We start from the raw sequence: 17,826 nt of genomic DNA on the forward strand, positions 1-17,826 counted from the left end.
CATGACCAGAACACCGCCAACCACCCTGAGGCCCCGTCCCCCGTCGACGGAGGGCGATCCCACGCGCGTCGCCGTTTCGACGGTGATCTTCACGCTCCGGCGCCTCCCCGGCTCCGATGACGTCCGGGTCGCGCTCCCTCTGGTGCGGCGCACGCGCGATCCCCACGAAGGCCAGTGGGCCCTCCCGGGCGGATGGCTGGATGTCAGCGAGAGCCTGGTGGCCGCGGCATCCCGCACCCTCTCCGAGACGACCGGGCTGGCACCGAGCTATCTCGAGCAGCTGTACGCGTTCGGAGCCGTCGACCGCTCCCCCACGCGCGTCGTGTCGATCGTCTACTGGGCGCTGCTGCGCGCCGACGACGTCTCGACCGAGCTCGACAGCGCCGACCAGCGCGAGAACGTCCAGTGGTTCGACGCCGCCACCCTCCCGCGGCTCGCCTTCGACCACAACGAGATCGTCGACTACGCGCTGTGGCGGCTGCGCAACAAGGTGGGCTACAGCCGCATCGCGCACGGCCTGCTCGCCGACGAGTTCACCCTCGCCGAGCTGCGCGAGGTGTACGAGGCCATCCTCGGGCGCCGCCTGGACCCCGCGAACTTCCGCCGCCAGGTCGAGAACTCCGGAACCCTCATCCCGACCGACCGCTTCCGCACCGGCAGCCACCGCCCCGCGCGGCTGTACCGCTACAACCAGGACGTCGAGCTCGCCGATCGCGGCCCGCTCGGCGACCGCGACTGATCCGCCCGAACGAAAGCACACGCCATGTCCGCCGTGAACATCACCCTTCAGCCCCGGCCCGACCTCGATGCGTCCGTCGACCACGCCATCCAGGCGATCGTCGCCGGCGCGACGACGGGCGAGACATGCAACACCGATCTGGCCGCCGGCCCGTGGGACTTCGACACGCGTCCCGGCTACGGCCCGGGCTCGTCGATGGGCGACGTGATCCCCACGGGGTCGCCGCGCCAGGGCGAGCTGCCGCGGGAGTACCGCGAGGCGTCCGAGGCCGAGCTCGACGCGCGCATCCGCGCGGCCAAGGCGACCCTCGGCGAGCGCGTCGTGGTGCTCGGGCACTTCTACCAGCGCGAAGAGGTGGTGGTGCACGCCGACTACGTGGGCGACTCGTTCCAGCTCGCGAACGCCGCCCTCGAGCACCCGGATGCCGAGGCCATCGTGTTCTGCGGCGTGCACTTCATGGCCGAGACCGCCGATCTGCTGTCGCGCCCCGAGCAGGCCGTGATCCTCCCCAACCTCGCGGCCGGCTGCTCGATGGCCGACATGGCCGACATCGACCAGGTCGAGGAGTGCTGGGAGCAGCTGGCCGACGTCTACGGCGACATGGACGCCGTCGACGAGGACGGCCTCGTGCCGGTCATCCCGGTCACGTACATGAACTCCTCGGCCGCCATCAAGGGCTTCGTGGGCCGGCACGGCGGCATCGTGTGCACGTCGTCCAACGCGCGCACCGTGCTGGAATGGGCGTTCGCGCGGGGCCGCCGGGTGCTGTTCTTCCCCGACCAGCACCTCGGCCGCAACACGGCCAAGGCGATGGGCGTGCCGCTCGAGCAGATGCCGATGTGGAATCCGCGCCGTCCCCTGGGCGGCTCGTCGGAGGAGGCCCTGACCGACGCCCGCGTCATCCTGTGGCACGGCTTCTGCTCCGTGCATCGCCGCTTCTCGGTCGCCCAGATCGACCAGGCGCGCGCCGAGCACCCCGGGGTGCGCGTGATCGTGCACCCGGAGTGCCCGATGGAGGTCGTCGACGCCGCCGACGAGGCGGGCTCCACCGACTACATCCGCAAGGCGATCGAAGCGGCGACCGAGCCGACGACGTTCGCGATCGGCACCGAGGTCAACCTGGTGCAGCGCCTGGCCGCCGAGCACCCGCAGCACACGATCTTCTGCCTCGATCCGGTGGTGTGCCCCTGCTCGACGATGTACCGCATCCACCCCGGCTACCTCGCATGGGTGCTCGAGGGGCTCGTCGACGGCGAGGTGCGCAACCGCATCACGGTCCCGCGCGACGTCGCCGACCCCGCCCGGCTTGCGCTCGAGCGCATGCTCGCCGCCAAGCCTCCGGCAGCGCCGGCGGCCGCGTGGGAGAACGCGTCATGACCGTTCGCGCGCGCGGCGGGGTGACGCCGGTGCACGCGGTGGTCGTCGGCTCGGGCATCGCGGGTCTCACCGTCGCCCTGCACGCGGTCGAGCGGGGCTGCCGCGTCACGCTCGTGACGAAGGACGTGCTGGAGCACGCCAACACGCGCTACGCGCAGGGCGGCATCGCCGGGGTCATGTTCGGCGACGACCGCATCGACGACCACATCCACGACACCCTCGTCGCGGGCGCGGGTCTGAGCGACCCCGACGCGGTGCGCGTGCTCGCCGAGGAGGGCCCCGCCCGCATCCGCGAGCTCATCGAGCTCGGCGTCGCCTTCGACCGCGACGCCGCGGGCGGCTTCGTGAAGGGGCTCGAGGCGGCGCACTCCTATCCGCGCATCCTGCACGCCGGCGGCGACGCCACGGGCACCGCGATCGAGAAGGCCCTCGTCGCGCGGCTGCGCGCGAGCGACGTGGAGGTCATCGAGCACGCCTTCCTCCTGAACCTCGACGTGGCGGGCGAGCGCGTACGCGGTGTGGAGCTGCTCGTGGGAGAAGCGGATGCCGAACCCGGCCGCCGCGTGATCCTCCGGGCCGACGCGGTCGTGCTCGCGACCGGCGGCGCGGGCGAGCTGTACGCGCACTCGACCAATCCGACCGTGGCGACCGGCGACGGCATCGCCGCCGCGATCCGGTCCGGTGCCGAGGTCGCCGATCTCGAGTTCTTCCAGTTCCATCCGACGGTCCTCGCCGTGGGCGAGGCGTTCCTGGTGTCGGAGGCGGTGCGCGGCGAAGGCGCGACTCTCGTGGACGAGCACGGCCGCCGATTCGCGTTCGATGCGCACCCGGACGGCGAGCTCGCGCCGCGCGACATCGTCGCCCGCGCGATCGCGCAGCAGATGGAGTCACAGGGCGGTCGGCCGGTGCACCTCGACGCGACCGGCATCCACTCCGCCGACGTCCGCGAGCGCGCCGCGTTCCTCGCGCGGCGGTTCCCCACCATCGACCGCGCGGTGCGCGATCGCGGCCTCGATTGGGCGCGAGAGCCCATTCCGGTGACACCGGCCGCGCACTACCTCATGGGCGGGGTCGCGACCGATCTGTGCGGCCGCACCACGCTTCCCGGCCTCTACGCGGTGGGCGAGGTCGCCCGCACCGGCGTGCACGGCGCCAATCGCCTCGCGTCGAACTCGCTGCTCGAGGGCGCGGTGTTCGGAGCCCGTGCGGGCGACGCGATCGCGGCGGATGCGGCATCCGGATCCTGGCCCTCCGTCCCCTCCGCTCCAGGGTCGCGAAGCGCGATCTCCCCCCACGGCGATCCGCACCTCGCGACGGCGGAGGCGGCGGGTCACGCTGTTCCGCAGGCCCGAAGCGCGGCCGGGGAGGCGACGGTTTCGCCATCTGTGACCGCGGGGCACGGGGATCCTGGCGTCGTCGCGCCGGAGTTCACGCGGGAGGCGCTGCAGGAGCTGCTGTGGGAGCACGCCGGACTGGTGCGCGACGATGCCGGGCTCGCGCACGCGGCCGCGGTCATCGCGGCCTGGCGTGCGCAGCAGCGGACTCCTGCCACCGAGCACGACTACGAGGACGAGAACCTGCTGCTCGTCGGCGCCCACCTCGTCGCCGCGGCGCGGGCGCGCCGCGCGTCGGTCGGCGCGCATTTCCGCTCCGACGACGGCGCCGGCCGAACTCCACGGAATCCGGATGCCTTGACCACCGCGTCAGCAGATCCGGCGACGTCTGCACCGGATCCGTGGAGTTCCGCCGAGACCGAGCTCTCGAAGGAGGCACTCGCATGCTGACCCGAGCCGTCATCGACCGCACCGTCGCCGCCGCCCTCGAGGAGGATGCGCCCTGGGGCGACCTCACGAGCGAGGCGCTCATCCCCGAGAACGCGGTCGCGCGTGCCGACCTGGTCGCCCGCGAACGCGGGGTCTTCTCGGGCGGCGAGGTCTTCGCCGCAGCCTTCCGGCTCACCGACCCGACGATCGACGTGCAGCTCGTCGTCGAAGACGGCGAGTGGTTCGAGCCCGGCGCGGTGCTCGCGGTCGTCACCGGCCCCGCCCGCGGGGTGCTCACCGCGGAGCGCATCGGCCTGAACTTCGTCCAGCGCATGTCGGGCATCGCCACGCTCACGGGCGCCTATGTCGCCGAGGTGGCGCACACCGGCGCGCGCATCGCCGACACGCGCAAGACGACCCCCGGGCTGCGCGCGTTCGAGCGCAAGGCCGTCCGCGACGGCGGCGGCCGCAACCACCGGCACTCGCTGTCGGATGCCGTCATGGCCAAGGACAACCACCTGGCCGTCCTCGCGCAGAAGGGCGTCTCGCCCACGGCCGCGCTCCTGGCCGCGAAGGACCTGCTGCCGCACACGGCGCACATCGAGGTGGAGGTCGACCGCATCGACCAGATCGAGCCCGTCCTCGCGGCCGGGATCGGCACGATCATGCTCGACAACTTCTCCCTCGACGAGCTCCGCGCCGGCGTCGCCCAGGTCGGCGGACGAGCGACCGTGGAGGCCTCGGGCGGGGTGTCGCTCGAGACGGTCCGTGCCATCGCCGAGACCGGCGTCGACGTCATCTCGGTCGGCGCCCTCACGCACTCGGCGCGCGCACTGGACCTGGGCCTGGACGTCCGCATCGACGTCGCCTGACCCCGAGGAGCCACCCGTGAGCATGCTGTACCTCGACAACGCCGCGACCACACCGGTGCGCCCCGAAGTGCTCGAGGCGATGATGCCGTACCTCACGCGCTGGTACGGCAATGCCTCGAGCCATCACTCGGTCGGCGAGGCCGCCGCCGAGGGCCTCGCCGACGCGCGCGCTCGCGTGGCACGCGTGCTGGGTCTGCGCACCGGCGACATCGTGTTCACGTCGGGCGGCACCGAGGCCGACAACCTGGCCATCAAGGGCATCGCGATCGCCGCGGCGCAGCGGCGCGCAGACCGGCACGCGCACGTGGTCACCACCCCGATCGAGCACGAGGCGGTGCTCGAGTCGGTGGAGTTCCTCGAGCGGGTGCACGGCTTCGCCGCGACGCACGTGCCGGTCGACGAGCACGGGCGCGTGTCGACGGATGCCGTGACCGCCGCGCTGCGCGACGACACCGCGCTGGTGAGCATCGGCTACGCCAACAACGAGGTCGGCACGGTGCAGGACGTCGCGGCCATCACCGCCGCGTTGCGCGAACAGCGCGTGCCGCTGCACCTCGACGCCGTGCAGGCGGCCGGCTGGCTTCCGCTGTCGGCGGAAGAGCTCGGCTACGACGCGATCTCGCTCGCCGGGCACAAGCTGGGCACGCCTAAGGGCATCGGCGTGCTCGGCGTACGCGGGCGCATCCCGCTCGAGCCGCTGCTGCACGGGGGCGGGCAGGAACGGGGACGCCGCAGCGGCACCGAGGACGTCGCCGGTGCCGTCGGCTTCGCGACGGCGCTGGAGCTGGCCGAGGCCGAGCGGGTGGAGGCATCCGTCCGCGTCAGTGCACTCCGCGACCGCTTCATCGCACGCGTGCTCGAGCGCGTCCCGGCCGCGCGACTCACCGGCGATCCGGTGCACCGCCTGCCGGGAACGGCGAGCTTCACGTTCGCGGGGACGAGCGGCGAGGCGGTGCTGCTCGAGCTCGAGCGCCGCGGCGTCGTGTCATCCAGCGGCTCGGCGTGCGCCGCCGGCAGCGATGAGCCGTCGCATGTGCTCGTCGCGATGGGGATCCCCTCCGAGATCGCACAGACCGCCGTGCGCTTCACCTTCCCGCGCTGGCTGAACGCGCCGCTGGATGCCGTCGCCGACGCGGTCGAGGCGTCCGTGGCCGCCGTCGCCGACCCCGGTCGCTGACGCGCACCCCCGCGCGCCGGGGCGACGATCCGCCCCTAGGATCGGACGGTGACCCCCGCCGTGACCGTCATCGTCCCGGGCTACGACGTGGCCGCATACGCCGTCGAGGCGCTGGACTCCCTGCGCGCGCAGACCCGCCGTGACTGGACGGCCGTGCTGGTCGACGATGCGTCCACGGACGACACCGGTCGGCTGTTCGCGGCCGCCGCGGCGGCCGACGAGCGATTCCGGGTCGTGCACCACTCCTCCCAGCGCGGACTCGGCGCCGCTCGCAACACGGCGCTCGATCTCGTGCGCACGCCGTTCCTCGGGTTCCTCGACGCCGACGACCGGCTGACCCCCCATGCCCTCGACCGACTGCTCGGAACCGTGTCGGCCAGCGGCAGCGACTTCGCCGTCGGCGCATACGTCCGGCTGCGCCCCGACACCGCCGGCGGCTACGAGGCGGGGAGCGTGCAGCCCTGGGTGGCCGCTGCCACCGCGCCCGCGCGGGTGGGCACGACGCTCGACGAGCATCCCGACGCGTCCGGCAACATCGTCGCGTGGTCGAAGGTGAGCCGCACCGACCTGTGGCAGCGCACCGGACTGAGGTTCCCCGTGGGCAAGGCCTACGAGGACCAGATCGTGGCGCAGCAGATGTACACGCGCGCCCGCGCCTTCGACGTCATCCCCGACGTGGTCGTGGAGTGGCGCGAGCGCGCCGACGGCTCGTCGATCACGCAGCACAAGGGCGAGCTGCCCGTGCTGCGCGACTATCTCGAGGCGCTCGCCGGCGGGATCGAGGTGCTCGACGCGGCCGGCCAGGTGCGGGCTGCGGCATCCCGCGTCCGCCTCATCCTCGCGATGGACCTTCCGCCCCTGGTCGAACTGGCCCGTGACCACCCCGACGAGGCCTACCGGCGCGAGCTCGGCGCGTTCGTGCGGACGCTCTGGTCGCGCGTGGACGGACTCCCCCTGCCCCCGCCGGCCGCGACCGCGCTCGCGGCCGCACGCCTGTGGTGACCGCCGGCCGCTGACGACTCGAGCCCGCCGGTCCGATGCGCATCACTCCGCGGACGCTGCGGTGGAGCCCCGGCGTCCGGCGGCGAGCACCTCGTCGGCGGGGACGATCGGCACGTCGGGCGCACTGTCGGCCCGGCGATCGCGGTGATCGGCGGGCGGCTCCGCCTCTTCGGCCTCGAGGATGCGCGTGGTCGCCAGCTGCTGCGCGGCGAGTTCGGCGTAGAGGCCGCCGGCAGCCAGCAGCTCCGAGTGCGTGCCCGACTCGACGATGCGCCCCGCCTCCACCACGTGGATGACGTCGGCGGCGATCACCGTCGACAGCCGGTGCGCGATCGTCAGCGTGGTGCGGCCGCGCGCGGCGGCATCCAGCGCCTCCTGCACCACCCGCTCCGACACGGTGTCGAGCGCGGAGGTCGCCTCGTCGAGCAGCAGCACGGGCGGATCCTTAAGCAGCACGCGCGCGATCGCGATGCGCTGCTTCTCTCCGCCGGACAGGCGGTACCCGCGTTCGCCGACGACCGTCTCGTAGCCCTGCTCGAACCCCGCGATCACGTGGTGGATGTTGGCCGCGCGGCACGCGGCCTCGAGGTCGGCATCCGTCGCGTCCGGTTTCGCGTAGCGGAGGTTGTCGCGGATCGACGCGTGGAAGAGGTACGTCTCCTGCGACACGATGCCGACGTGGTCGATGATCGACTCCTGGCTGAGACGCCGCACGTCCTCCCCCGCGAAGAGCACCGACCCGCCGGATGCCTCGTACAGGCGCGGGGTGAGGTACAGCACCGTCGTCTTGCCGGCGCCGGAGGGTCCGACGAACGCCACGTGCTGACCGGGCTCGGCGACGAACGACACGCCCTGCAGGGTCGCACGGGCGTCGGCGGCGGAGTCGGGGTACCGGAAGACGACATCGCGGAACTCGATCCGCCCGAGCGGCCCCGGCGCGTCGGCGACGTCGATCGCGGCGGGCGCGTCCCGGATCGCGGGCACGAGATCGAGGTACTCGAAGATGCGCGCGAAGAGCGCCGCCGAGGTCTGCAGGTCGAGCGACACCCGCATGAGCCCCATGAGCGGCATGAGGAGCCGCGCCTGCACGGTGGTGAAGGCCACGATGGTGCCGGCGGTGATGACGTCGGCGCTCCCGGTGATGAGGTAGCCCGACACGAGGTAGATCACCGCCGGCACGCTCGCCATCAGCACCTGGACGACGGCGAAGAATCCCTGCCCGCTCATGGCCCGGCGCACCTGCAGGCGCACCTGGTTGCGGTTCTCATCGGCGTAGCGCGCGGCTTCGGTGCGCTGGCGGTTGAACGACTTCGACAGCAGGATGCCCGAGACGCTCAGGGTCTCCTGCGTGATGGCGGTGAGCTCCGAGAGCGACTCCTGCGTCTCGCCGGCGATGCGGGCGCGCACCTGGCCGACCCGCCGCTGCACGAGCACGAGGAAGGGCATCAGCACCACCGCGATGATGGTGAGCCGCCAGTCGATGAGGATCATGGCCACGAGCGAGGCGATGACGGTGACGGCGTTGCCCAGGATGCTGGTGACGGTGTTCGTGAGGACGCCCGAGACGCCGCCGACGTCGTTCTGCAGCCGCGACTGGATGACGCCGGTCTTCGTGCGCGTGAAGAAGCCGAGCTCCATGGACTGCAAGTGGTCGAACAGCCGGGTGCGCAGGTCGCCGGTCACGCGGTTGCCCACCGTGGAGGTGAACCACGTCTGCACCACGCCGACCGCCGCCGACAGCAGGAAGAGGGCGATCATGCCGAGGACGAGCTTCCAGAGCAGATCCAGGTCGGGACCGGAGCCGTCGGACGGGAAGAGCGCGTCGTCGAACACGCGCTCCACGAGCAGCGGCGGGATGACGGCGATGCCCGCACCCACCACCACGAGCACGCCGGTGACGACCATGGGCCAGGTGTAGGGGCGGAACAGGGCGACGACGCGGCGCCCCAGCTGCGGGATGCGGGGCGCCTCGGCGTTCGCGCGTCGCTGCGCCTCGGTGTCGATCGGACGGAAGCCGGGGTGTCCTCCCCCGCCTCCCCCGCCGCGCATGCTCACCCGGCCAGCCTAATTCGCCCCGCCGACGCTAGGCTCGTCGCATGACCTCGACTCCCGATGCCCCCGAACACGACGGCAGCGACCTCGCCGAGCTGCGCGAGGAGATCGACGCGCTCAAGGCGATCCCGCACGAGGAGGTCGTGAACCCGATGCCCAAGGACATCGAGGAGCGCGAGCCGACGCCCCGGCCCACGGACGCCATCGGGTCGGAGAAGTGGGAAGACGGCGCAGCACCGACGCGCTGACCCCCGGGTCGTCCGCCGACATCGTCCTCCGGATCGGGAATGCGATGTCGGCGGCTGTGGTTAAGTTGGTAGCTTGCCATCCTCGGGTGGCCCTTCGCTGACCTTCCGAGCCCTCGAGGAGACGACCCATGGCCGCCATCGAAACGACCCCCGGAACCGGCAGCATACCCGCACCCGCCGCGGCGGACGCTCCCCGGCTCCGCCCGGAGGAGAGCCGCGTCATCTGGCTGCTCCTCGCCGCCGCCTTCGTCGCGATCCTCAACGAGACGACGATGGGCGTCGCGATCCCGCATCTCATCACCGACCTCGGGATCACGGCGCTCGCCGCACAGTGGCTGACGACCGCGTTCATGTTGACCATGGCCGTCATCATCCCGATCACGGGCTTCCTGCTGCGCCGCTTCACGACGCGCACGATGTTCGTCGCCGCGATGGGGCTGTTCTCGCTCGGCACGCTTCTGGCGTTCCTCTCCCCCGGGTTCCCGATGCTCCTCGCCGCGCGGGTGGTGCAGGCGTCCGGCACGGCGATCATGATGCCGCTCCTCATGACGACGCTCATGACGGTCGTCCCCCCGGCGATCCGCGGCCGCATGATGGGCCGCGTCAGCATAGTGATGTCGCTCGCCCCGGCGATCGGCCCGACCCTCGCCGGCGCCATCCTCAACAACTTCGAGTGGCGCTGGATCTTCGGGATCGTCCTGCCCATCGCCGTCGTGGCGCTCATCGTCGGCGCCCGCTGGATCCACAACCTCGGCGAGACGACCCACGCGCCCATCGACGTGCTGTCGGTGATCCTCTCGGCCCTCGGCTTCGGTGGACTGGTGTTCGGTCTCAGCCAGCTGGGCGCCGGCGGGCACGGTGGCGGAGCGGATGCCGCGGCCGCCGCCACCGCGTCGACCACGACCCTGATCGTGGCGCTGGCGGTCGGCATCGTCGCGCTCGGCCTCTTCGGCTGGCGGCAGGTCGCGCTGCAGCGCAAGGACGACGCCCTGCTCGACCTCCGCGTCTTCCGCAGCGCCAACTTCTCGCTGTCGATCGCGCAGATGGCGATCATGTCGATGGCCTTCTTCGGGGCGATCACCGTGGTTCCGCTGTACCTGCAGGACGTGCTCCTCGTCGACCCGCTCACCACCGGCCTGGTGGTGCTCCCCGGCGCGCTCGCGATGGGCCTTGCGGGTCCCTTCATCGGCCGCATCTACGACCGGTGGGGCACGACGGTGCTGCTGGTGCCCGGCGCCGTCATCACCAGCGCCATGCTGTGGTCTTACACCACGTTCTCCGATGCGACGCCGGTGTGGCTCGTCGCTGTCGCGCAGACGGTCCTGTCGGTGGGTCTTGCGCTGTCGTTCACCCCGTTGTTCACGGCATCGCTGGGTTCGCTCCAGCCGAAGTTCTACTCCTACGGCTCGGCCGTGGTCGGAACGGTGCAGCAGGTCGCCGGCGCCGCCGGCATCGCGCTGATGTTCGGCGTCATGGCCGCCGCCAGCGCCGCGGCGTCCGGTTCGGGAGCGAGTGAGGTCGCGGCGGGTGCGGCGGGAACGCATGCCGCCTTCCTCACGGCGGCGATCCTGTCGCTGCCGCTCCTCGTGGGCGCCTTCCTCATCCGCAAGCCCGCGGATCAGCCGATGGGTGCCCCGGTCGGCCACTGAGCCCCGGCCTCGACCCGGTATCAGGCGGATGCCCCACCCCTCGACAAGGGGTGGGGCATCCGCCATCCTGGTTGCGCCCGATCCGACGGGAAGGCCGGCACCATGATCATCACCACTCCTGACCCCGACGACGTGACGGGCCACGCGGCCGAGATCTACGGCAAAGACCTGAGCGGCGACGGCATGGTGTTCGGGTACACGCGTGCCATGGCGGTCAACCCCGAGGCGCACGAGGCGTTCGAGGCTCTGGTGAGGGCGGTCGTCCCCTCGATCGGCCTCCGCACGTACGAGCTCGCGACCCTGGGCGCGGCGCGCGCGATCGGCTCGGATCACTGTCTGCTCGCGCACGGCCGGAAGAGCCTGCGTGCCGAGCTCTTCGACGAGCGTCAGCTTGCGCAGCTCGCCGAGGACTACACGACGGCGGGACTCTCGGAGACGGATGTCGCCGTGCTCGCCTTCGCGGAGAGGCTGTCGACGGATGCCGCGTCCATGTCCGATGCGGACTCGCAGCGCCTGCGGGACGTCGGCTTCACCGACCGGCAGATCGTGGACATCGCCCTCGCCGCCGCCGCGCGGAACTTCTTCAGCCGCGCACTTCTCGCGATCGCGGTGCCGGTGGACGACGTGCCGGGTCTGAGCGGCGAGCTGGTCGCGGCGTTGCGGGCGCCGGGTGACCGGGCACGCGCCGTCAGTGGTGGATGACCGCCTTCAGGATGATGAGCGCACCGCCGAAGGCCGCGGTGGTCAGGGCGCTGAGGAGGCGCGGCACCCAGTGGGTGCTCCACCGCGCGACGGCGATCCAGCCCAGCACGCCCAGCAGCGCGGTGTTCACGATGAGCGCCGCCCACAGCGTCGTGCTGTCGTCGATGACGCGCGTTGCTCCGAGCAGCAGGATGATGAGGGGCGGGACCGACGCGAGGAGCATGCCGCTGGACTGATGCACGGCCGCCATCAGGCTGGCACGCAGGCCGGCGTGGCCATCGGTGGCCGCGAGACGGCCGAGCGTGCCGGCGTAGACGTGCGCGGCGAAGAAGACGACCACCGTCACCAGCACGGTGATGAACGCGTCGAGCGACGAGCCGTGTGCGCTGCCGCTCACCACGATCATCCCCGAGACGAGGATCAGGCCGTAGATCGCCTCCTCCGACATGAGGATGCGCCCCAGGCGTGGCGTGATGTGCAGCTGCTCGTCGGTCATCGCCGGCGTGTGTCGAGGATCGCGGGGATGCGGGTCAGTCGATGCTGCAGCTGCCGCCGCCGCAGCACGAGCCACCGGACTCGACGACCGTGAGCAGGTTCTTGTCGTCGGAGACGGGAGCCAGGGTGATCGGAGCGGGCTGCGGGGAAGTCGTCATGCCCACCATGCTACCCACGTCTGGGCAGAGGGGGCGGCGGTGGGCGAGGGCCGTCAGAGCGGCGCTCCCCCGTTCTGGCACGTCGGGCAGTATTGCGCCGACGCCCCCGCGAACGTGAGGTCGCGGATCGTGTCGCCGCACACGGGGCAGCTCTCACCGGTGCGCCCGTGCACGCGCATCGCCGCCATCTTCGCCGCTTTCAGCTCGGCGATCGGCACGCCCGTCCGCGCGGCGATGGCGTCGCGGACGGTGGTGACGGTCGCCTGGTAGAGGCGTTCGGTCTCGTCGTCGCCGAGGCGCGCGGCATGGGTGACCGGCGAGACGCGGGCCAGGTGCAGGATCTCGTCCGAGTACGCGTTCCCGATCCCCGCGAGCGACTCCTGCTCCTGCAGGATCGCCTTGATCTGCTTGCGCCGGCCGCCGAGGGCGTTGTCGAAGTCGTGACGGGTGAAGCCCTCGACGGCGGGATCGGGGCCGAGCTTGGCGATGGCAGGCACGTCGTCGGCGGTCGCGACGACGAAGAGTCCCAGCGACACCCAGGATCCGGCATCCGTCACCTCGAGGATCGCCCCCGACAGGTCCATCGTCGCCAGCGCCGGCGGTGCGTCGGCTGCGGACTCCTCCCCGGCCGACCCGCCTTCGTTCCACCGCATCCAGCCGTGGCGGCCGAGTGAGACCACGAGACTGCCGGTGTCGAGGACGAGCTCGACATGCTTGCCGTGGCGGACCGCTCCGGTGATCGAGCGGCCGATCAGGCCGGACGGCGGCGCGCCACGGGTCTTGATCGCGCGGAACTCGAGCACGTCGACAGCCGCGATCTCGCGCCCGGCTGCCTCCTCGGCGAGGAACCTCGCGAGCGCCTCGACCTCCGGCGACTCTGGCATGGTGCCATCCTGCCACCGGCCGCCGACGTCGAGGGCTCAGGCGTGCGCGGGCGGGCGGTGCGGGATCGGTGCCGGCTTCAAGGCGCCGAGGCTGCGGCACTGCGCGAGCATCTCGACCGCCGCCCGGAACAGCCCCTCGAGCGACGAGAAGCGCGCGGCGCCGAGGCCGACCGAGACCCAGACCGCTTCGTACGCACCGCTGTCGAGCTGTTCCACGTACGCGACGACGCTCGTCGCGTCATCCCGCGCGACCCCGCGGTCGCACAGACGCCAGGCGCGGTCGCCGAGGGGCGTCAGCACCAGTTGGTGGATGTCTTCGTGAGCCATGTCCCCTCCGTTCACTCGTGACGGTCCGCGGGCATCGCGGCGGCGCGGACGGCGTGCGGCGGACGCTCGCTCCGCACGGGACGACGTGGATCCCCGGCAGCGGTTTCCCTCGCGCGCGGTGCGGATGGTGCCGGTTCGCGGTCGCGAGCGTCGTCGCTCGGCGGATGGTCGGACATCGTCGTGCCTCCTGCTGTGGCCGTCCTGCGCCCAGAGGATGCCTCGCTCCCCACCGCGAGAGCGAGGGGCTTGACACGGACCGGCGTGCCCGGATACTCGTGCGCAGGAGTCAGGTCAGCCGACGCACCAGGTCGAGCAGTCCCCCACCGGCCCGCGCCAGGAACGCGCTCTGATCGGTGCCCACCTCGTGAAGATAGAGTTCGTCTGCCCCCACGGCGGCGAGCGCCGCCAGCTTCTCCGCCGTCTCGTCGTCGTCCGCCGAGATGAGCACGCCGCGCTCGAGCGCCTGCCGGTCGGTGGGGTCTGCCAGACGATCGAACTCCTCAGGCTGCGCGATCTCCCACATGAGCTGCGGCGGCACCGTGGCCTGCGGCCACTGCTCCCGCGCGATCTGCAGGCCGTCGCCGTCGGATCCCGCCAGGCAGACGTGCACCTGCACCGCACAGGGGCCCCGCCCCCCGGCCTCGCGGTACGCCTCGATGATCTGCCGCACGGTGCCGGGGTCGTGCCCGACCGTGATCAGTCCGTCGGCCCACGCGGCGGTGAGCGACGCCGTGCGGGCCGACGCGGCGGCCGCGCGGAGCGCGGGCGGATCGGACGGGAGGGACCACACCCGCGCGTCGTGCACGCGCACGAGCCCGTCGTGATCGACCCTCTCCCCGGCGTGAAGGCGCCGGATGACATCCACCACCTCGACCAGTCGCTGCTCCCGCTCGGGCTTGGGCGGCCATTCGTCGCCCGTGATGTGCTCGTTGAGGGCCTCGCCGCTGCCGAGGGCCGCCCAGAATCGCCCGGGGAACATCTCGCTCAACGTCGCGAACGCCTGCGCTGAGACGGCCGGGTGGTAGCGCTGCCCCGGAGCCGTGACGACTCCCAGCGAGAACCGCGTCGTCGCCAGCGCCGCACCCAGCCAGCTCCAGGCGTGCCCCGACTCACCTTGTGCGAGTCCCCAGGGTGCGAAGTGGTCGGAGCACATCGCGCCGTCGAAGCCCGCACGCTCCGCCTCCTGCACGGCCGCCAGCAGGCGAGACGGGGGCAGCTGCTCGTGCGAGGCGTGGTAACCGATGAACACCATGGCTCCACCCTGGGCACAGGCTCCGGTTTTTCCCACGCCGTTGCCACCCGCCGGTCGGGCGTGGTAGCGGATGCCGCCTCAGACCCGCCCGCCGCCGGGCCGGGGCCGGCAGCCCCTCATGCGGCGGGCTGCGCCACCCGGGGGAACGCGTCGGCGTGGGGCTGCGGCATCCGTGCCGGGCGTGTCCTCGAGCCGGCTTCGCCGAGATCGAGGACGAGTCCGCCGTTCGAGTTGGCCGCCGCGGCGAGCGCCTGCAGCAGCTGATGGTCGATGGCGGGGGCTTCGGCGTCGTCGAAGACGAATCGCAGGGGGATGGACGGCTGCAGCCAGACCGCCGACCGCCCCGTCCCGTCGGCATGCCGCCAGGTCATCATGAAGCTCTCGTTGCGACGCAGCTTGGCTGTGACGACGACTTTCACGTGGGCGAGCAGGTGCTCGGGTATGTGGATCGGCTCACCCTCCGTGCCGTAGATGAGTTCGGCCATGACTTCGTCCTTTCGGAGAGGTCCTCCCATGATACTTCGACGTCGAACCTTTCGTCCATGAGAGTTCTGTTATCACACCTTTTGTGAAACTCGCTTTCATGATCCAATGGCAGCAGCCGACCACCGCGTCTTCGGGGAGACAGAAGGAGGGGCACCATGGCCAGGGATCTGACGGCTCGACCCGCAGCGAGCGCCGACGGAAGGCGGCCCGACGTCGCCGGGCTCCTCGAGCGTCTGCGGCTGGCGGAGGCGAAGCTCGCCCGCCAGCGCGAGCAGCAGACGGGGATGAACGAGACCGACCGGGCGGCCATGCGGTTCCTGCTGGAACGCGTGGACAGCGAAGAGGTGACGACCGGCATGATCGCCCGGGCGGTCCACCTCTCGCCCGCCTCGGGCACCGCGCTCATCGATCGTCTCGTGGCACGCGGACTGGTGATCGTGGCCGGACACCCTCGCGACAGGCGCAAGAAGCTCGTCCGGCCGTTCGACCGGAACACCGACCCCGATCACCTGGACCCCCTCACGACGCGGCTGCGCGCGCTTGCGGCTCAGCTTCCGGCATCCGAGGCGCGCGTCGTGGCGACGTTCCTCGAAGACGTGCTCACGACCGTGACCCACGCCACGGCTCCCGCACCCGCCGCGTAGCGGGTCCGAGACGCGCGCTTCAGCGCGGGGAGGACGCCGGCAGCCGCTGCGCGACCGCGTCGAGAGCGTCGCGCAGCGAGGCGAACTCGCGGACGTGCGACGAGGCGCCGACCCACAGCAGGTACACCCGGCCGTCCTTGCACTCCAGGTAGGCGACCACGCGGTGCGGATCGTCGGGACCGGCGTCGGGATCGCAGGCGACCCAGGCTCCCGATCCGACCCACACGAGCTCCGGGCGACGGACCGGATCGGCGATGAGCTCGGTGACACTCATGGCGACCTCCTCCCCTGATGGCGCGCCTCCGCGCCGCGTGGCGCTCACGGTGGCGCGGGCATGGCCGCGGCAGGCAGGGGGTTGACGCCCGCGGCGGCATCTGCAATCGCAGAGGCCGCAGACGCTCATCGCCGCCGACTGACCGGCGGCGCCACCTAGGCTGGAGGCGATGCGCGAGTTCGTGGGCGGAATGGGCATGCTGGGACGCGGGTTCGCGTACTGGCGTCGGCGGCCGGGACTCATGGCGCTCGGACTCGTCCCCGCCGCGATCGTGGGCCTGCTCTTCCTCGGCGGCCTCGTCACGCTGGGGGCGTTCCTCCCGGCGATCACCGAGGCGATGACGCCGTTCGCCGACGGCTGGCCGGGGGTGTGGGTCACCGTCCTGCGCCTCACGGTGGGCACCGCGCTCCTCGGGGCCGCACTCATCCTCGTCGCCGTGACGTTCACAGCGCTGACCCTCGTCGTGGGCGAGCCGTTCTACGACCGGATCTGGCGGGCGGTCGAGACCGACCTCGGCAGCACCGGCCTCGACGCGCGCTACGGCTTCTGGCGCTCCGTCGGCGACGCCGTCTCGCTCATCGCGCGCGGCGTGCTGGTGGCCCTTCTCGCCGCACTCGTGGCGCTGATCCCCGTCGTGGGCGGGGTGCTGGGCCCCGTGGTCGGAGTGCTCCTCACCGGACGCCTGCTCGCCGACGAGCTGACGTCACGGGCGCTCACCGCGCGCGGGCTGGCGCCTGCGGCCCGCCGGAAGCTCGGGAAGGGGCGACGCGCCCGCCTCCTGGGGTTCGGGGTCGCGACGCAGCTCTGCTTCCTCGTGCCGCTCGGCGCCGTGGCGTCGATGCCGGCCGCGGTCGCCGGTGCCACGCTCCTGGCGCGCTCGCTGCTCGACGACGCGGCGTCCGCCGCTCACATCCGGGCGTAGCGCGCACGGGCGAAGCAGAAGACGCCGTAGATGATCAGCCCCGCGGCGACGACCCAGAGGATGACGGCACCCAGCGGCAGTTCGGCGAGCGTGTGGAGCGCGGCATCCAATCCGCCCGCCTTCTGCGGATCGTGGGTGACGGCCGCGACCACGAACAGCACACCGGCGACCGCCACGGCGATGCCCTTGGCGATGTAGCCGACGATGCCGAAGGTCACGATGCCCTTGCGGGCCACGCCGGCGGGCAGGTCGAGGTGCTTCTCGAAGGAGCGCCGGGCTCCGCGGACGACGAACGCCGCGCCGACCCCGAAGATGATCAGCCCGATGAGCACGAGGAGGAAGACGCCGGCGGGGGTGCTCATCAGCTGAGCGCTCATCGTCTGCGACGACTGGGACGAGTCGGACGAGCCGCCGAGGGCGTAGACGACGGCCGTGAAGGCGATCGCCAGGTACGCGACGGCCGTGCCGACGTACTTGACGCGGTAGCCCCACTTCTTCTTCGTGTCGGGATTGCGCTCCAGGAACGCCTGTGTCACCTGCCACACGGCGAGCGCCGCGAGTCCGATGGCGATCGCCCAGAGGAGGAAGAGCCCGAGGGGGGTGCTGCGGATGGCCTCCATGGCACCGCCCTGATCTGCCTCACCGACGCCGCCGGTGGCGACCGAGATCGCGATGAAGCCGATGACGATATGCACGATGCCCAGCACGACGTAGCCGATGCGGGCGATGGTCCGGAATGCGGGCGACTCCGTCGCTGCCCGCGCCGCGTTCTTCGCAGTGGTCATTTTCGAAGGCTATCCCCG

At 71.9% G+C, this 17,826-nt stretch carries 20 protein-coding genes; 11 read left to right on the forward strand and 9 right to left on the reverse strand.

The annotated features are described in order from the left end of the window. The first annotated feature begins 1 nt into the window (after nucleotide 1). From R8Z57_RS00105 to R8Z57_RS00130, 6 genes are read left to right on the forward strand one after another with little or no spacing between them, the layout of a single operon-like run. Complete coding sequence (locus tag R8Z57_RS00105) at nucleotides 2-739, forward strand: NUDIX hydrolase (protein ID WP_378722269.1); 738 nt, start codon at nucleotides 2-4, stop codon at nucleotides 737-739. A 24-nt stretch (nucleotides 740-763) separates the two neighbouring features. Next, a complete protein-coding gene (gene nadA, locus R8Z57_RS00110; protein WP_318351735.1) occupies nucleotides 764-2,116 on the forward strand; it encodes a quinolinate synthase NadA in 1,353 nt (450 codons plus the stop codon). Continuing rightward, entirely contained in the window at nucleotides 2,113-3,900 is a 1,788-nt protein-coding gene (gene nadB / locus R8Z57_RS00115) for an L-aspartate oxidase (RefSeq protein WP_318351736.1), read from the forward strand. Before nadA ends, nadB begins: the two co-directional genes overlap by 4 nt. After that, a complete protein-coding gene (nadC, locus tag R8Z57_RS00120; RefSeq protein ID WP_318351737.1) occupies nucleotides 3,894-4,751 on the forward strand; it encodes a carboxylating nicotinate-nucleotide diphosphorylase in 858 nt (285 codons plus the stop codon). Before nadB ends, nadC begins: the two co-directional genes overlap by 7 nt. Nucleotides 4,752-4,773: 22 nt before the next feature. Next, nucleotides 4,774-5,928 (forward strand): cysteine desulfurase family protein, encoded by a 1,155-nt coding sequence (locus tag R8Z57_RS00125; RefSeq protein ID WP_318352688.1) that lies wholly within the window; start codon nucleotides 4,774-4,776, stop codon nucleotides 5,926-5,928. A 48-nt stretch (nucleotides 5,929-5,976) separates the two neighbouring features. After that, entirely contained in the window at nucleotides 5,977-6,930 is a 954-nt protein-coding gene (locus tag R8Z57_RS00130) for a glycosyltransferase family 2 protein (protein WP_318351738.1), read from the forward strand. Nucleotides 6,931-6,972: 42 nt separating this feature from the next. On the opposite strand, the gene R8Z57_RS00135 is transcribed toward R8Z57_RS00130, so the two are convergent. After that, entirely contained in the window at nucleotides 6,973-8,979 is a 2,007-nt protein-coding gene (locus tag R8Z57_RS00135) for an ABC transporter ATP-binding protein (protein ID WP_318352689.1), read from the reverse strand. A gap of 47 nt (nucleotides 8,980-9,026) precedes the next feature. On the opposite strand from R8Z57_RS00135, the gene R8Z57_RS00140 reads away from it, so the two are divergent. From R8Z57_RS00140 to R8Z57_RS00150, 3 genes are all read left to right on the forward strand, one after another. Next, nucleotides 9,027-9,230 (forward strand): hypothetical protein, encoded by a 204-nt coding sequence (locus R8Z57_RS00140; RefSeq protein ID WP_318351739.1) that lies wholly within the window; start codon nucleotides 9,027-9,029, stop codon nucleotides 9,228-9,230. Between the two features lie 128 nt (nucleotides 9,231-9,358). Beyond that, nucleotides 9,359-10,879 (forward strand): DHA2 family efflux MFS transporter permease subunit, encoded by a 1,521-nt coding sequence (locus R8Z57_RS00145; RefSeq protein WP_318351740.1) that lies wholly within the window; start codon nucleotides 9,359-9,361, stop codon nucleotides 10,877-10,879. Between the two features lie 102 nt (nucleotides 10,880-10,981). Beyond that, the gene (locus tag R8Z57_RS00150; RefSeq protein WP_318351741.1) at nucleotides 10,982-11,581 is read left to right on the forward strand and encodes a carboxymuconolactone decarboxylase family protein; all 600 of its coding nucleotides are present in this window, start codon (nucleotides 10,982-10,984) and stop codon (nucleotides 11,579-11,581) included. Here R8Z57_RS00150 and R8Z57_RS00155 read toward each other — a convergent pair. From R8Z57_RS00155 to R8Z57_RS00180, 6 genes are all read right to left on the reverse strand, one after another. Next, complete coding sequence (locus R8Z57_RS00155) at nucleotides 11,568-12,077, reverse strand: hypothetical protein (RefSeq protein WP_318351742.1); 510 nt, start codon at nucleotides 12,075-12,077, stop codon at nucleotides 11,568-11,570. The genes R8Z57_RS00150 and R8Z57_RS00155 overlap by 14 nt on opposite strands. Before the next feature lie 34 nt (nucleotides 12,078-12,111). Next, nucleotides 12,112-12,234, reverse strand: coding sequence for a hypothetical protein (locus R8Z57_RS00160; protein WP_318351743.1), 123 nt, complete (start codon nucleotides 12,232-12,234; stop codon nucleotides 12,112-12,114). A gap of 53 nt (nucleotides 12,235-12,287) precedes the next feature. Next, nucleotides 12,288-13,118, reverse strand: coding sequence for a DNA-formamidopyrimidine glycosylase family protein (locus R8Z57_RS00165; protein WP_318351744.1), 831 nt, complete (start codon nucleotides 13,116-13,118; stop codon nucleotides 12,288-12,290). A 36-nt stretch (nucleotides 13,119-13,154) separates the two neighbouring features. Then, complete coding sequence (locus tag R8Z57_RS00170) at nucleotides 13,155-13,445, reverse strand: hypothetical protein (RefSeq protein WP_318351745.1); 291 nt, start codon at nucleotides 13,443-13,445, stop codon at nucleotides 13,155-13,157. 286 nt (nucleotides 13,446-13,731) lie between these two features. Further along, nucleotides 13,732-14,697, reverse strand: a complete 966-nt coding sequence (locus R8Z57_RS00175; protein ID WP_318351746.1) for a TIGR03885 family FMN-dependent LLM class oxidoreductase — start codon at nucleotides 14,695-14,697, stop codon at nucleotides 13,732-13,734. Between the two features lie 116 nt (nucleotides 14,698-14,813). After that, nucleotides 14,814-15,182: a hypothetical protein gene (locus tag R8Z57_RS00180; RefSeq protein ID WP_318351747.1), complete on the reverse strand. Its 369-nt coding sequence runs from the start codon at nucleotides 15,180-15,182 to the stop codon at nucleotides 14,814-14,816. 156 nt (nucleotides 15,183-15,338) lie between these two features. Between R8Z57_RS00180 and R8Z57_RS00185 the strand changes: the two genes are divergently transcribed. Continuing rightward, the gene (locus R8Z57_RS00185) at nucleotides 15,339-15,827 is read left to right on the forward strand and encodes a MarR family transcriptional regulator (RefSeq protein WP_318351748.1); all 489 of its coding nucleotides are present in this window, start codon (nucleotides 15,339-15,341) and stop codon (nucleotides 15,825-15,827) included. Between the two features lie 19 nt (nucleotides 15,828-15,846). Here the strand turns inward: R8Z57_RS00185 and R8Z57_RS00190 are convergent, their stop codons facing one another. After that, nucleotides 15,847-16,101: a hypothetical protein gene (locus R8Z57_RS00190; RefSeq protein ID WP_318351749.1), complete on the reverse strand. Its 255-nt coding sequence runs from the start codon at nucleotides 16,099-16,101 to the stop codon at nucleotides 15,847-15,849. Nucleotides 16,102-16,270: 169 nt separating this feature from the next. Between R8Z57_RS00190 and R8Z57_RS00195 the strand changes: the two genes are divergently transcribed. Continuing rightward, nucleotides 16,271-17,023, forward strand: a complete 753-nt coding sequence (locus R8Z57_RS00195; protein ID WP_318351750.1) for an EI24 domain-containing protein — start codon at nucleotides 16,271-16,273, stop codon at nucleotides 17,021-17,023. On the opposite strand, the gene R8Z57_RS00200 is transcribed toward R8Z57_RS00195, so the two are convergent. Beyond that, entirely contained in the window at nucleotides 17,008-17,808 is an 801-nt protein-coding gene (locus tag R8Z57_RS00200; protein WP_318351751.1) for a DUF1206 domain-containing protein, read from the reverse strand. The genes R8Z57_RS00195 and R8Z57_RS00200 overlap by 16 nt on opposite strands. Nucleotides 17,809-17,826: the final 18 nt, after the last annotated feature.

Source organism: Microbacterium sp. M3, from assembly GCF_033548675.1.
In the GTDB taxonomy this organism is placed as follows: Bacteria; Actinomycetota; Actinomycetes; order Actinomycetales; family Microbacteriaceae; genus Microbacterium; species Microbacterium arthrosphaerae.